Origin of the sequence: Isoptericola sp. NPDC056605 (assembly GCF_042792795.1) — a bacterium.
In the GTDB taxonomy this organism is placed as follows: domain Bacteria; phylum Actinomycetota; class Actinomycetes; order Actinomycetales; family Cellulomonadaceae; genus Isoptericola.
Genome location: NZ_JBHTVT010000012.1, coordinates 1 through 14,814, shown reverse-complemented (window position 1 = coordinate 14,814; position 14,814 = coordinate 1). Strand labels below are relative to the sequence as shown.

The following is a 14,814-nucleotide window of genomic DNA, read 5'->3' as shown; positions in this document are numbered from 1 at the left end:
AGTGACCTCGGCAACATCGACGACCTGCGGCATGACGTAGATCACGGATCCTTGACCGCCCGATGGTGTTCCCCCGGGCCGTCTGGGGACACAATGAGTGATGACCACCCGTTCGTGGTCCGCACCGTCGCGACCACGCGCCATGGTGCCTTCACGACGGGATGCCTGACACGGACCGGGGCGGCGACCATGTGCCGCACACCGTCCGAAGATGAGAGAGGTTGCTGGTGGCTTCGTACGACGAGACCGGACCGTTGATCAACGGCCTGCTCAGCGCCGTCCCGGACATCGACCCCGCCGAGACCGGCGAGTGGGTCGAGTCGTTCGACGGCCTGATCGACGACAAGGGCGGCCCGCGGGCGCGCTACGTCATGCTCAACCTGCTGCGCCGCGCGCGGGAGCGCAACGTGCACATCCCCGCGACGCTCGCGACGCCCTACGTCAACACGATCGCCGTGCACGACGAGCCGTACTTCCCCGGCGACGAGGCGATGGAGCGGCGCTACCGCTCGTGGATCCGCTGGAACGCGGCCGTCATGGTGACGCGCGCGCAGCGCCCCGAGATCTCCGTGGGCGGCCACATCTCCTCCTACGCGTCCGTCGCGACGCTGTACGAGGTGGGCCTGAACCACTTCTTCCGCGGCAAGGACCACCCGGGCGGCGGCGACCAGGTGTACTTCCAGGGGCACTCCTCCCCCGGCCAGTACGCCCGCAGCTTCCTCGAGGGCCGCATGTCGGCCGAGACGCTCGACGGGTTCCGCCAGGAGAAGTCCCACGCCGGCGGCGGCCTGCCCTCGTACCCGCACCCGCGCATGCTGCCGGACTTCTGGGAGTTCCCGACGGTCTCGATGGGCCTCGGCCCGGCGTCGGCGATCTACCAGGCGTGGACGAACAAGTACCTGCACAACCGCGGCATCAAGGACACCAGCCAGCAGGACGTCTGGGCGTTCCTCGGCGACGGCGAGATGGACGAGCCGGAGTCGCGCGGCATGCTGCAGCAGGCGGCGCACCAGCAGCTCGACAACCTGACGTTCGTCGTGAACTGCAACCTGCAGCGCCTCGACGGCCCGGTGCGCGGAAACGGCAAGATCATCCAGGAGCTGGAGGCCCAGTTCAAGGGCGCCGGCTGGAACGTCATCAAGGTCGTCTGGGGCCGCGAGTGGGACGCCCTGCTCAACGCGGACAAGGACCGCGCCCTGGTCAACCTCATGAACGCCACGCCCGACGGCGACTACCAGACGTACCGCGCGGAGTCTGGCGCGTTCATCCGCGAGCACTTCTTCGGCCGCGACCCGCGGACGAAGGCCCTCGTCGAGAACATGACCGACGACGACATCTGGAACATGAAGCGCGGCGGTCACGACTACCGCAAGATCTACGCGGCGTACTCCGCGGCCCGGGCCCACACGGGCCAGCCGACGGTGATCCTCGCGCAGACGGTCAAGGGCTACGCCCTCGGTTCGAGCTTCGCGGGCCGCAACGCCACGCACCAGATGAAGAAGGTCAAGAACTCCGACCTCAAGGCGCTGCGCGACAACCTGCACATCCCGCTGACGGACGAGCAGATCGACGCCGACCCGTACCTGCCCCCGTACTACCACCCGGGGATGGACGACGAGGGCATCCAGTACATGCTGGAGCGCCGCCGGCACCTGGGCGGCTTCCTGCCCGAGCGCCGCTCGACGCCGAAGCCGCTGACGCTCCCGGAGCCGAAGGCCTACGAGATCCTCAAGAAGGGCTCGGGCACGCAGCACGTCGCCAGCACGATGGCCTTCGTGCGCCTGCTCAAGGACCTCATCAAGGACAAGGAGTTCGGCAAGCGCGTCGTGCCGATCATCCCGGACGAGGCCCGCACCTTCGGTCTGGACGCGATCTTCCCCAGCGCCAAGATCTTCAACACGCAGGGGCAGAACTACCTCGCCGTGGACCGCGAGCTCATGCTGAGCTACAAGGAGTCCGAGTCCGGCCAGATCATGCACACCGGCATCAACGAGGCCGGCTCCGCCGCCGCCTTCCAGTCCGTCGGCACGTCGTACGCGACGCACGGCGAGGCCATGGTGCCGGTCTACATCTTCTACTCGATGTTCGGGTTCCAGCGCACGGGCGACCAGTTCTGGGCGGCCGGCGACCAGCTCGCCCGCGGCTTCATCATCGGCGCCACCGCCGGACGCACCACCCTGACCGGTGAGGGCCTGCAGCACGCCGACGGCCACTCGCCGCTCATCGCCGGCACCAACACGGCGATGGTCCAGTACGACCCGGCGTACGGCTACGAGATCCGCCACATCATGCGCGACGGCATCGAGCGCATGTACGGCGACGGGTCCGACGGCCGCGACCAGAACGTCATGTACTACCTCACGGTGTACAACGAGCCGATGATCCAGCCGGCGGAGCCGGAGGACGTGGACGTCGACGGCATCCTCCGCGGCATCCACCGGATCGCGACGTCCGACGTCGAGGGCCCCAAGGCCCAGCTCCTCGCCTCCGGCGTGGGCGTGCCGTGGGCGCTCGAGGCGCAGCAGCTCCTCGCCGAGGACTGGGGCGTGTCGGCCGACGTGTGGTCGGTGACCAGCTGGAACGAGCTGCGTCGTGACGCGCTCGCCGCGGAGAAGGACGCCCTCGTGGACCCGGCCGCGGAGCCGCGCACCCCGTACGTCACGCAGAAGCTGTCGGGCTCCCAGGGTCCGTTCGTCGCCACCAGCGACTACGACCACCTGGTGCCGGACCAGATCCGCGCCTGGGTGCCGGGTGACTACGCGGTGCTCGGTGCGGACGGCTTCGGCTTCTCCGACACCCGCGCGGCCGCGCGGCGCTACTTCCTCATCGACGGCCCGTCGATGGTCGTGAAGACGCTGCAGCAGCTCGCCCGTCGCGGCGAGGTCCCGGCCGACGTCGTGGCCAAGGCGGTGGAGAAGTACCGCCTGCTCGACGTCAACGCCGGCACGTCCGGCGTCGCCGGCGGCGACAGCTGACGCAGCGCCGCACCGCACGAAGGCCCCGAGCCGCACGGCTCGGGGCCTTCGTGCTGTCTCCGGCCGTGCCGGACCGTCGGGCGACGACGGTGGGGCTACATCGTCGAGGTCTGCTCGCGGGCGGCCACGACGCGAGCCAGCTCCGCCCGCAGCGCGGCGGTGCCGGGGTGCTGGGCGAGCGACTCCAGGTGCTGGCGCGCCTCCGCGACGCGACCGGCCTCGAGGGCCGCGAGCACGAGCTGCCGACCCACCTCGGGCGTGTGCTCGCGGGCGCGCCAGTGGCCGATGCCGAGACCCAGCGCCTCGGTGGGCATGCCGGCGTCGCGCAGGATCGCCAGGCCCTCGGCCAGGGCCTCGCCGCCCGGGTCGCGCTCGGCCGCGGTGGCGAGGCGCCGGGCCGCGCCCTCCGGGTCGTCGGCGACGGACAGGCGCCCGAGCTCGAGCAGCGGGCGCCACCCGCGCGGGTGACCGGCGAGCTCCTCCGCGAGCGACCACACGGCCAGGTCGGCGGCGCGCTGCTGCGCGGCCTCGTCGGCCGGGGCGGTGAGCGGGTCCTCCGGGTTCGGCGACTCGGCGGCGCGACGGCGCACGATCTCCGCGAGCGCCCGGAAGGCGGGCGCGTCGTTGGGGTCGTCGGTGAGGATGGCCCGCAGCGCGTCCTCGGGCACCGTGTCCCCGTGCTCCTGGGCGGGCGACGGCCGGCGCGCGGCCACCGTCGAGGCGGAGAACGGCCGGCGCAGCAGCTGCCGGAGCCGGGGCATGAGGGCCATAGCACCGACACTATCCAATGACCCCCGCCACGGCCGGGCCCCGCTCCGACCGCCCGGACGTTTGTGCACTCCCCACAACCACGCCCGTATCCTCGACCCATGACGAGCAGCGGCACCCCGACCTCCACGACCGACGGGACCGCCGTCCCCGAGGGCAGCGCGGACGGCACTCCCGTCTCCCGGGGCGAGAACGTGCAGCGCGTGCGGGAGGGCATGGGGCTGCTCACCTCGACCGCGATGCGCCGCCTCGAGGAGGACGTGCACTGGTACCGGCAGCTCCCGGCGGAGGACCGGTCGTACGTGGCCCTGGTCGCGCAGTCCGGCATCAACGCCTTCGTGAGCTGGTTCGCCGAGCCCACGCCCACCCCGCACGGCGTCGGCGAGATGTTCGCCGCCGCGCCGCCCGAGCTCACGCGCTCGATCTCCCTGCAGCACACGCTGCAGCTCGTCCGCCTCATGGTCGACGTCGTGGAGCAGCACTCGGACGAGATCGCGGCCCCCGGGTACGAGCGCGAGCTGCGCGAGGCGGTGCTGCGGTACTCCCGCGAGATCGCCTTCTCCGCCGCCGAGGTCTACGCCCGCGCCGCCGAGGTGCGTGGCGCCTGGGACGCCCGCCTCGAGGCGCTGGTGGTGGACGCGCTGGTGCGCGGCGACGGCGACGACTCGCTCCGCTCGCGCGTCTCGGCGCTCGGCTGGAGCGGCCGCGGCCAGGCCCTCGTGGTGGTGGGCGAGGCGACGACGCGGCTCGACGACGTCCGCACGGCGGAGCTGCGGCGGCTCGCACGCCGCGCCGCGGGCGACGCCCTGGTCGGCATCCACGGCGACCGTCTCGTGCTCGTGCTGGGCGGCGAGGGCGACCTCGTCGCCGCCGCCACGTCGCTCCTGGACCGCTTCGGTCCCGGGCCCGTCGTGATCGGCGGCGTCGTGCCCGACGTCTCGGACGCCGCGGCGTCCGCGGCCGCCGCCCTCGCCGGGCTGGCCGCCGCGCCCGCCTGGCCGCAGGCGCCGCGCCCGGTGCTCGCCGACGAGATCCTGCCGGAGCGCGTGCTGACCGGCGACGTCACCGCGCGCCGCACCCTCGTGGCCCAGGCGTACCGCCCCCTGCAGGAGGCGTCCGGCTCCGTGCTCGAGACGCTGTCCGCCTACCTGGGCACGGGCCGGTCGCTCGAGGCCGCCGCACGCCGCCTGTACGTGCACCCGAACACCGTGCGCTACCGGCTGCGCAAGGTCTCCGAGATCACCGGCTGGGACCCGCTCGACGCCCGCGAGTCGTTCGTCCTCCAGATCGCCCTGGCCCTCGGGCAGCTGGAGGGGGACCCGGGCGCCGGCTGAGCGCGCCGGGCACGGTCTCGGCCCGTGCGACGCGCGCGTCCTTGGAGGTTTCCCACAATCGCTTTCCACCAGGTTCGTGCGCGTCGCGACGACGCACCCCCGCCGCGGGGTGACACCGTGGGCACGTGCTCGCCGTCGTCTGCCCTGGACAGGGCTCTCAGACCCCCGGGATGCTCAGCCCCTGGCTGGAGCTGCCCGGCACCGCCGACCTGCTCGACACCTTCTCGGCCGCGGCCGGGACCGACCTCGCCCAGCACGGGACGACGTCGGACGCGGACACGATCCGCGACACCGCCGTGGCCCAGCCGCTGATCGTCTCGTCGTCGCTCCTCGCCCTGCGCGCCGTCCTCGACGGGCGCCCCACGACCGAGGTCGTGGACGTCACGGCCGGCCACTCGGTCGGCGAGCTCAGCGCCGCGGCCGTCGCGGGCGCGCTCGACGACGCCGGCGCCGTCGGCCTGGTCTCGCACCGGGCGCGCGCGATGGCGGAGGCCGCCGCGGCCGCGCCGTCCGGCATGAGCGCCGTCGTCGGCGGCGACCCCGACGAGGTCCTGGCCTCGATCGAGGCCGCCGGCCTGTTCCCCGCGAACGTCAACGGCGGCGGCCAGGTCGTCGCCGCCGGCGACCTGGAGCGCCTCGCTGCGCTGGCCGCCGACCCGCCGACCCGCGCCCGCGTGATCCCGCTGCAGGTCGCGGGCGCGTTCCACACGCCGTTCATGGAGTCGGCCAGGGTCGCGTTCGAGCAGGTCGCGACCGGCTGGCTCGCCACCGACCCGCGGCTGCCGCTGCTGTCGAACGCCGACGGCGCGTCCTACGACACGCTCGGGACCGGCGCCCACGGTCACGGCACCGCCACGGACGTCCTCGCGCGCCTCGTCGCGCAGGTCACCGCGCCGGTGCGCTGGGACCTGTGCCAGGCGACGCTCGCCGAGCGCGGCGTCACCGGCATCCTCGAGCTCGCCCCGGGCGGGGTCCTCACCGGCCTGGCCAAGCGCGCGCTCAAGGGCGTCGAGTCGGTCGCCGTGAAGTCCCCCGACGACGTCGAGGCCGCGCGCGACCTCATCTCCCGCCACTCGGTCGCCGCGGGCGCCGGGACCGCCGCGTGAGCCAGTCGCTCCCCGGGCCGCGCCGCACGCTCCGTCAGGCCGAGCCCGTCCGCTTCTCGCGGATCCTCGCGATCGCGGGCGAGCGCGGCGAGCGCGTCGTGACGAACGACGACGTCGCCGGCCCGATCGACTCCTCCGACGAGTGGATCCGCCAGCGCACGGGCATCGTCACGCGCCGGTACGCCGCCGCGGACGTCGACGTGCTCGACCTGGCCGAGGCGGCGGCCCGCAGGGCGCTCGACGCCGCCGGCCTCACCGGCGCGGACGTGGACGTGGTGATCCTGTCCACGGTGACGTACTTCCACCAGACGCCGGCGGGCGCCGCCGTCCTCGCGGAGCGCCTCGGCGCCACCCCGGCCGCCGCGTACGACGTCTCGGCCGCCTGCGCGGGCTACGCCTACGGGATCGGCCAGGCGGACGCCCTCGTCCGCTCCGGCGCCGCCCGGCACGTGCTGGTGATCGGCGCCGAGAAGATGTCCGACTTCGTCGACCCGACGGACCGCTCCATCTCGTTCCTGCTGGGCGACGGCGCGGGCGCGGCCGTCGTCGGCCCCTCGGACACCCCGGGCATCGGCCCGACGGTGTGGGGGTCGGACGGCGCGAAGTCGCAGGCCATCTCGCAGACACGCGGCTGGTCGGACCTCCGCGCGGAGCCGACGGCCGGCTGGCCGACGCTGCGCCAGGACGGCCCGACCGTCTTCAAGTGGGCCAGCTTCCAGATGGCCCCGATCGCGGCGAAGGCCATGGCGGAGGCGGGCGTCGAGCCCGAGGACGTCCAGGTCTTCGTGCCGCACCAGGCGAACATGCGCATCATCGACCAGCTCGTCAAGCAGCTGCGGCTGCCCGAGAGCGTCGTCGTGGCACGTGACATCGCCGACACCGGCAACACGTCCGCCGCGTCGATCCCGCTCGCCACGGAGCGGCTGATCTCCGCGGGGCAGGCCCGCTCCGGCGACCTGGCCCTGCAGATCGGCTTCGGCGCCGGCCTCGTCTACGCGGCCCAGGTCGTGGTGCTGCCCTAACCTCTGGTGCGACCCTGGCACTCGGTCGCGCGACAGGTCGCGCGATCGGTCGCCCGGGGTCGTGACCGACCCCCGTGGTGCGGGACAATCGCACCGCAACACCCCACGGTGCCGGACGGCCGGTACCCCGTTTCAAGGAGAGACGCACCCCATGGCTTACACCTCCCAGGAGATCCTCGAGGGCCTCGCCGAGATCGTCGCCGAGGAGACCGGTCTGCCCACGGACGCGGTCGTGTCGGAGAAGTCGTTCACGGACGACCTCGACATCGACTCGCTGTCGATGATGACGATCGTGACCCACGCCGAGGACAAGTTCGGCGTCCGCATCCCCGACGACGAGGTCAAGAACCTCACCACGGTCGGCGACGCCGTCTCGTACATCGAGGGTGCGCAGGCCGCGTGACGCCGCGGGGCGCTCGCCCCGCCGCGCGGGCGGGCCGGTGACCCCGGCCCGCCCGGCAACCTGAACGACTCGTACCCGCTCTCACCTCAGGAGTGACCCACCCATGACTGCCGCACCCGCCTCGCGCGACGTCGTCGTCACCGGCCTCGGCGCCACCACCCCGCTCGGTGGCGACGCTCCCAGCACCTGGGCTGCCGCCCTCGCGGGTGAGTCGGGCGCGCGCACCCTGGACAACGACTGGTCGGAGAAGTACGGGATCCCCGTCACGTTCGCCGCCACCATCAAGGTCACGCCCGACCAGGTCCTCTCGCGGCCCGAGACCAAGCGCATGGACCCGTCCACGCAGTACGCGATGGTCGCCGCCCGCGAGGCCTGGCAGGACGCCGGCGCCCCCGAGGTCGACGGCGAGCGGCTGGGCGCCGTGGTCTCCTCCGGCATCGGCGGCATCTGGACCACGCTCGACGGCTGGGACACGCTCAAGGAGCGCGGCGCCCGCCGGATGCTTCCCATGACCGTCCCGATGCTCATGCCGAACTCCCCCGCGGCCTACGTGTCGCTCGAGTTCGGCGCCAAGGCCGGGGCCCACGCCCTCGTGTCCGCCTGCGCGTCGGGCGCCGAGGCGATCGGCTACGGCGTGGACATGATCCGCGCCGGCCGGGCCGACGTCGTCGTGTGCGGCGGCACCGAGGCGACGATCCACCCGATGCCCATCGCGGCCTTCGCCGCGTCGCGCACGCTCTCGCTGCGCAACGACGACCCGCAGGGCGCCTCGCGACCGTACGACGTCGACCGCGACGGCTTCGTCATCGGCGAGGGCGCCGCGATCGTGGTGCTGGAGAGCGCGGAGCACGCCGCCGCCCGCGGTGCCCGCGTCTACGCGAAGATCGCCGGCGTCGGCCTCTCCGCCGACGCCTTCCACATCACCTCTCCCGACCCCGAAGGCACCGGACAGGTCTCCGCGATGCGCCGGTCGCTCGAGGACGCCGGCGTGACGTCGCGCGACGTCGTGCACGTCAACGCGCACGCCACCTCCACCAAGGTCGGCGACCTCACCGAGACCGCGTCGATCCGCACCCTCATGGGCGGCGAGGCCGACCACGTGCGGCTCTCGGCCACCAAGTCCATGACCGGCCACCTGCTGGGCGGCGCCGGCGCGCTCGAGACGCTCTTCACCGTCAAGGCGGTGCACGAGCGCCTCGCCCCGCCCACGATCAACGTGGCGAACCCGGACCCCGAGCTCCAGGTGCCTCTGGTGCGGGCCACCCCGGAGAAGCTGCCCGACGGCGACATCGTGGCGCTCAACAACTCGTTCGGTTTCGGCGGCCACAACGTCGCCCTCACGGTGACGAGCGCCTGAGGGTCCGTACCGCCCGCGTCGCACCGTCCGCAACACCTGTCCCTGATGCCCGGACTCGTCGTCCGGGTCGGTTTGTCCCTCGTGGTGCCTGCATGATCCGAGCAACCTATGTTGGCGCCCGAGGCCACCAACGTCGGTGTGCCGCAGTCAAGGTCCAAGGGGGAGACCGATGGCACGTGCGCGCCGTCATGCGGAGCAGGGTCGAACGACAGCTCACGGGAACGGGGCGGCTCCCCCGCCACGATCCCGACCGCGCGGCGACGCTCTGCGGAACCTCACCGCCGGTGTGACCTCAGCAGCCGTGCTCGGGGCGCTCGCTTTCGCGGGCGCCCCGAGTGCGTCCGCGGCGCCCACCGACGTGGCGGAGTCGCTGGGCAAGTTCCTCGGCGGCGAGGTGATCCTCGGGAACGTGGACCTCGACTCGATCGCCGAGGTGGAGGGCGCCGACGCCGCGTACCCGTCGGGCACCTCCCCGGACACCAACCCGCTCGCCGCCGACGTGCTCAACACGCTCGACGTCGACCTCACCGACACGCTCCAGCTCTTCGGCCCGGACGGCATCGTCGAGCTCGGTGCGGTGAACCAGTACGCCGGCGCCGACGAGGACGGCTCCACCTCCGCCTCGGGCGCCGTGACCGACCAGGGCGCCATCTCGGTGGGCGGCTCGGAGCAGTTCCCGGCCGACGCCACCGTGTCCCTGACGCCGCTGGTGCCCGAGGTCCTGCGCGACTCCACCGTCTCGCAGCTCGCCCTCTCCCTCGGCGCGCTCTCCGCGACGGCCCAGGCCGAGCCCGGCTCCGACCCGACGGGCGACTACCAGATCGCGGGCGCGACCCTCGACCTCACCAGCCCCCTCGTCGGCAACGTCTACACCCAGCTCCAGGACGCCATCACCCCGGTGCAGTCGTCCCTCGACGGCCTCGAGGGCACGCTCACCACGGCGCTCAACGGCCTGATCAACGTCAACCTGGCTGTCGCGCGCTCGACCGGTGCCGTGGACGTCACGGTCCCGGACCTCACGCAGGCGCTGCCCACCGGTTTCGTGGGCGACGGCGCCGTCCAGGTCAACCTCGAGACCGGCGAGGTCAGGGTCGACCTCGAGCAGCTGCTCGCGGACGACCCGGACCTGCCCGACCTCAACGAGCTGCCGGCCAACTACGAGATCCTCAACGGCGACGTGGTCGCCGCGATCTCCGACGCCGTCACCAGCACCATCACGTCGGTCGTGCAGGACGTCGCCGACGGCGTGCGCGCCGCCGTCGAGGCCACCGCCGTCAGCGTGGACATCGACTTCCAGGTGTTCTCCGTGCTCACGTGGACGGACGTCCTGAGCCTCGACCTCGACGCCAGCCTCGCGGAGATCGACGCCGGCACCGCCACCGCGGACGTCGACGTCCTCGGCAGCACCGCACTCGTCAACACCCTGCTCGGTGCTCTCGGGCTCGGCTCCACGCAGGCGCTCGCGTCCGCGGTCGTCAACGCCCTCCTCGCGCCGGTCGGTGCGGTCTTCACCCTCGTCGACACGCTGGAGAGCACGCTCGACGGCGTCACGGGAGACCTTGCGGACGAGGTCGTCGGGCCCGTCCTGGACGTGCTCACGGGAGTCGTCTCGCTGACCGGCAACGTCCAGGAACAGCCGGGCGACCTGCCAGACCAGGACCCGTCGGGCATCGAGTCGTTCACCGAGCGCGCCCTGTCGCTGCGCCTGCTGTCCCTCGGCACCGGCGACGACCTCGCCACCGTGAACCTGGCCTCCGCGAGCGTGCGCGCCGTCGCGGCGCCGACGATCGCCGCCGACCCTGCGACGGTCCAGGCGGGCGCCCAGAGCACGATCACGGGCTCCGGCTTCGCCCCCGACACCGACCTGACCGTGCAGCTCACGGACACCGACGGCGCGCCCGTCGGCGTCCCGGTCCCCGTCACGTCGGACGGCTCCGGCACCTTCACGGTCCCGCTGCCCGTCGACTCGGGCACCGCGGCCGGCGACCACACCGTGACCGCCTCGGGCGACCCGTCCGGCGTGACGCCGACGACGCCGCTCGCCGTCACGGCTGCCCCGAGCATCGCGGCCGACCCGGGCACCGTCCCGGCCGGCGGCACCTCCACGATCACCGGCGAGAACTTCACCCCCGGCGGCGGCGTCTCCGTCCAGCTCACCGACGACGCCGGCGATCGCGTCGGCGACCCCGTCACCACCACCGCGACTGACGACGGCACCATCTCCGTCGACCTGCCCACCGGCGCGGACACCGCCGCCGGCGGCTACACGGTCGTGGCCACGGACGCATCGACGGGCGCCACGGCCGACACGGCCCTCGCGGTGACCGACGCCCCGGCTCTGGCCCTCGACCCGACGACGGTCGTCCCGGGCGGGACGACCACCGTCACCGGCACCGGCTTCACCCCGGGCGAGGACGTCAGCGTCCAGCTCACCGCCCCCGACGGCACCGCCGTGGGTGACCCGGTCACGGTGGCCGCAAGCCCCGACGGCTCGATCTCCACACCGCTGACCGTGCCGGGCGGCGCGGACGCGGGCGACCACACCGTCGTCGCGACCGACGTGTCGGGCGCGACGGCGCAGGCGGACCTCGCGGTCCTCGTCCCGACCATCACGGTTGATCCCGCGACGGTCCCGGCCGGCGGCACCGCGACAGTCGCCGGCGAGGGCTTCACCCCCGGCAGCGACGTCACGGTCCAGCTCACCGACGCCGATGGGGCGCCGGTCGGCGATCCCGTGACGACGACCGCGACCGGCGACGGTGCGTTCAACGTCGACCTGCCGGTCCCGGCCGACGCCACCCCCGGCGACCACACCGTGGTCGCCACGGACGGCTCCGGCATCTCGGCCGAGACCGCCCTGGCGGTGACCGACGCACCGACGGTCATCGCCGACCCGGGCACCCTGCCCGCGGGCGGGGGCACGACCATCACCGGCACCGGCTTCACCCCGGGCGGCGACGTCACGATCCAGCTCGCCGACGCGGACGGTGCACCGGTCGGCGACCCGGTCACCACGACGGCCAGCGACGAGGGGGCCATCGAGGTCGACCTGCCGACCGACGCCGGGACCACGCCGGGCGACTACGCGGTCGTCGCGACGGACGTCTCGGGCGCCACCGCCGACGCGCCGCTCGAGGTCACCGCGGCCCCGACGATCGCCGCGGACCCGGCCATCGTCCCGGGGGGCGGCACCACGACCGTCACCGGAGAGGGCTTCACGCCGGACTCCGATGTGAGCCTCCAGCTCACCGACGCCTCCGGGGCCCCGATCGGCGCTCCCGTCACGGCGTCCGCCAGCCCGGACGGGACGATCACCTCTCCCCTGCCCGTGCCCGACGACGCGCCGAGCGGGCCGTACACCGTCGTGGCGACCGACGTCACCGGCGCCACCGCACGGGCCACGCTCGCCGTCACCGGGCCGCCGGCCCTGGCCGCCAACCCGGGCACGGTCCCGGCGGGCGGCACCACGACCGTGACCGGCGGAGGCTTCACGCCGGACGAGGACGTCACCGTCCAGCTCACCGACGACACCGGCGCCCCGGTCGGTGACCCGGTCACCGCGACCGCGACCGAGGGCGGCACGATCACGGTCGACCTGCCGGTCCCGGCCGACGCCGCCCCGGGCGACCACACGGTGGTCGCCACGGACTCCTCGGGCGCGTCCGCCGAGGCACCGCTGGAGGTCACGGCCGCGCCGACAGTCGCCGTCGACCCGGGCACGGTCCCGGCGGGCGGCACGACCACCGTGACGGGCGAGGGCTTCACGCCTGGTGGGGACGTCTCGGTCCAGCTCACCGACGAGGACGGGGCGCCGGTCGGCGACCCGGTCACGACGACGGCGGGCGACGACGGCACCATCGAGGTCGACCTGCCGGTCCCGGCCGACGCCACCCCCGGCGACGACCCCGTCGTCGCCACGGACGTCACCGGAGCGACGGCCGAGGCACCGCTGGAGGTCACCGCGGCCCCGACGATCACGGCCGAACCGGGCACCCTGCCCGCCGGCGGCACCACCACCATCACCGGCGAGGGCTTCACCCCCGGCGAGGACGTCACGGTGCACCTCGAGGACGGCGACGGCAACGCGGTCGGCGACCCCGTGACGGTCACCGCGGGCGACGACGGCAGCATCACCGCCGACGTCCACGTCCCGGCAGACGCGGAGCCCGGCGACCTCACCGTGGTGGCGGAGGACTCCTCCGGCGCCACCGCCAAGGCACCGCTGGAGGTCACGGCGGCGCCCACCGTCGTCGTCGACCCGGCGACGGTCCCGGCGGGCGGCACCACCACCGTCACCGGCACCGGCTTCACGCCCGGCGAGGACGTCACCGTCCAGCTCACCGACGCCGACGGGGCACCGGTCGGCGACCCCGTCACCGTGACCGCCGGCGACGACGGCACATTCACCGCCGACGTCCCGGTGCCCGCCGACAACACCCCCGGCGACCACTCCGTCGTCGCCACGGACGTCACCGGCGCGACGGCCGACGCACCGCTGGTCGTGACCGCGGCCCCGACCGTCGCCGCCGACCCGGGCACCCTGCCCGCCGGCGGCACCACCACCGTCACCGGCGAGGGCTTCACCCCCGGCGAGGACGTCACCGTCCAGCTCACCGACCCCGACGGCAACCCGATCGGGAGCCCGGTGACGGTCGCCGCCGGCGACGACGGCACGATCGAGACCGAGCTCACGGTCCCGGCCGGCGCCACCCCCGGCGACTACTCGGTCGTGGCCGAGGACTCCTCGGGCGCCACCGCCGAGACATCGCTGGAGGTCACCGCACCCGTGGTGCCCGTGATCACGGTGGATCCGGGGACGGTCCCGGCCGGCGGCTCGACGTCCCTCTCGGGCGGGGGCTTCACCCCCGGCGAGGACGTCACCGTCCAGCTCACCGACCCCGACGGCACCCCCGTCGGCGACCCCGTCACCACCCGGGTGGGCGACGACGGCACGTTCACCCTCGACCTGCCCGTTCCTGCGGGCACCGAGGCCGGCGACTACACCGTCGTCGCCGAGGACGGCGCCGGGGCGACCGCCGAGGTGCCGCTCGAGGTCACGGCCCCCACGCCGACCGACCCGTCGATCGACGTGGACCCCGGCACGGCGGCACCCGGCGACACCGTCACGGTGATCTGCGACGGCTTCGGCGAGGGCACCGTCGTGGTGCAGCTCGTCGGGCGTGACGGGGAGCCCGTCGGCGACCCCGTCGAGTGCGTCGCCGGCGAGGACGGGTCCGGCACCGTCGAGCTGCCGATCCCCGAGGACGCCGAGCCCGGCGACCACACGGTGGTCGGGAGCGGTCCCGACGGGACGGAGGCGGAAGCTCCCCTGACGATCACCGAGCCCGCCGGCGAGCGTCAGCTCTCGTCCCGGTTCTCCCAGGCGGAGGTCGAGCGCGGCGACTCGCAGACGTTCAGCGCGGGCGGGTTCGAGCCCGGTGAGGAGGTGCGGGCGGTCATCAACTCCGACCCGCTCCCCCTGCCCGTCACGACGGCCGACGAGAACGGGGTCGCTACCTGGACCTTCGTGGTCCCGGCGGACTTCGACCTCGGCGGCCACACGGGCACCGCGACGAGCGTCAGCGAGGAGGACTCCACGACCGCCTCCTTCCAGGTGGTGCTCGACACCGGCCTTCCCGGCGGTGGCCTTCCCGGTGACGACGGCGCGACGACTCCGGGCGGGACGACGACGCCGGGCGGCACCCTGCCGCAGACGGGGGCCGGCGACCTCGCGACCGTCGGCGTCGTGGCCCTGTTCCTGCTCCTGGGCGGCCTCGGCGCGGTCCTGGCCAACCGGCGCCGTACGGCGCCGTGACGGGTCGCTGACACGACGACGCCCCGCCCCGGCA

At 74.0% G+C, this 14,814-nt stretch carries 8 protein-coding genes; 7 read left to right on the top strand and 1 reads right to left on the bottom strand.

Annotated features, from left to right (window positions below; genetic code table 11):
* The first annotated feature begins 227 nt into the window (after positions 1-227).
* Positions 228-2,975, top strand: a complete 2,748-nt coding sequence (aceE, locus tag ACFQ8Y_RS13300; RefSeq protein ID WP_430585737.1) for a pyruvate dehydrogenase (acetyl-transferring), homodimeric type — start codon at positions 228-230, stop codon at positions 2,973-2,975.
* 95 nt (positions 2,976-3,070) lie between these two features.
* On the opposite strand, the gene ACFQ8Y_RS13295 is transcribed toward aceE, so the two are convergent.
* Entirely contained in the window at positions 3,071-3,745 is a 675-nt protein-coding gene (locus ACFQ8Y_RS13295; RefSeq protein WP_430550021.1) for a hypothetical protein, read from the bottom strand.
* 99 nt (positions 3,746-3,844) lie between these two features.
* Here ACFQ8Y_RS13295 and ACFQ8Y_RS13290 point away from each other — a divergent pair, with 99 nt between their 5' ends.
* The 6 genes from ACFQ8Y_RS13290 to ACFQ8Y_RS13265 all read left to right on the top strand — a co-directional run bounded on the left by ACFQ8Y_RS13290 (position 3,845) and on the right by ACFQ8Y_RS13265 (position 14,780).
* A complete protein-coding gene (locus ACFQ8Y_RS13290) occupies positions 3,845-5,077 on the top strand; it encodes a PucR family transcriptional regulator (RefSeq protein ID WP_430550022.1) in 1,233 nt (410 codons plus the stop codon).
* A gap of 125 nt (positions 5,078-5,202) precedes the next feature.
* Positions 5,203-6,183, top strand: a complete 981-nt coding sequence (locus ACFQ8Y_RS13285; RefSeq protein ID WP_430565096.1) for an ACP S-malonyltransferase — start codon at positions 5,203-5,205, stop codon at positions 6,181-6,183.
* The gene (locus tag ACFQ8Y_RS13280) at positions 6,180-7,205 is read left to right on the top strand and encodes a beta-ketoacyl-ACP synthase III (RefSeq protein ID WP_430585736.1); all 1,026 of its coding nucleotides are present in this window, start codon (positions 6,180-6,182) and stop codon (positions 7,203-7,205) included. The genes ACFQ8Y_RS13285 and ACFQ8Y_RS13280 overlap by 4 nt, the downstream gene beginning before the upstream one ends.
* Before the next feature lie 151 nt (positions 7,206-7,356).
* Entirely contained in the window at positions 7,357-7,608 is a 252-nt protein-coding gene (locus tag ACFQ8Y_RS13275) for an acyl carrier protein (RefSeq protein ID WP_079574895.1), read from the top strand.
* A 103-nt stretch (positions 7,609-7,711) separates the two neighbouring features.
* On the top strand, positions 7,712-8,965 hold the full coding sequence (locus ACFQ8Y_RS13270; protein ID WP_430550025.1) for a beta-ketoacyl-[acyl-carrier-protein] synthase family protein: 1,254 nt from the start codon (positions 7,712-7,714) through the stop codon (positions 8,963-8,965).
* Positions 8,966-9,251: 286 nt separating this feature from the next.
* Positions 9,252-14,780: a choice-of-anchor G family protein gene (locus ACFQ8Y_RS13265; RefSeq protein ID WP_430585735.1), complete on the top strand. Its 5,529-nt coding sequence runs from the start codon at positions 9,252-9,254 to the stop codon at positions 14,778-14,780.
* Positions 14,781-14,814 lie beyond the last annotated feature (34 nt).

Excerpts from the sequence above, each read along its gene's own strand:
- ACFQ8Y_RS13295 (WP_430550021.1), bottom strand. The coding sequence starts at position 3,745 with ATGGCCCTCATGCCCCGGCTCCGGCAGCTGCTGCGCCGGCCGTTCTCC.
- ACFQ8Y_RS13290 (WP_430550022.1), top strand. The coding sequence starts at position 3,845 with ATGACGAGCAGCGGCACCCCGACCTCCACGACCGACGGGACCGCCGTC.
- ACFQ8Y_RS13275 (WP_079574895.1), top strand. The coding sequence starts at position 7,357 with ATGGCTTACACCTCCCAGGAGATCCTCGAGGGCCTCGCCGAGATCGTC.
- ACFQ8Y_RS13270 (WP_430550025.1), top strand. The coding sequence starts at position 7,712 with ATGACTGCCGCACCCGCCTCGCGCGACGTCGTCGTCACCGGCCTCGGC.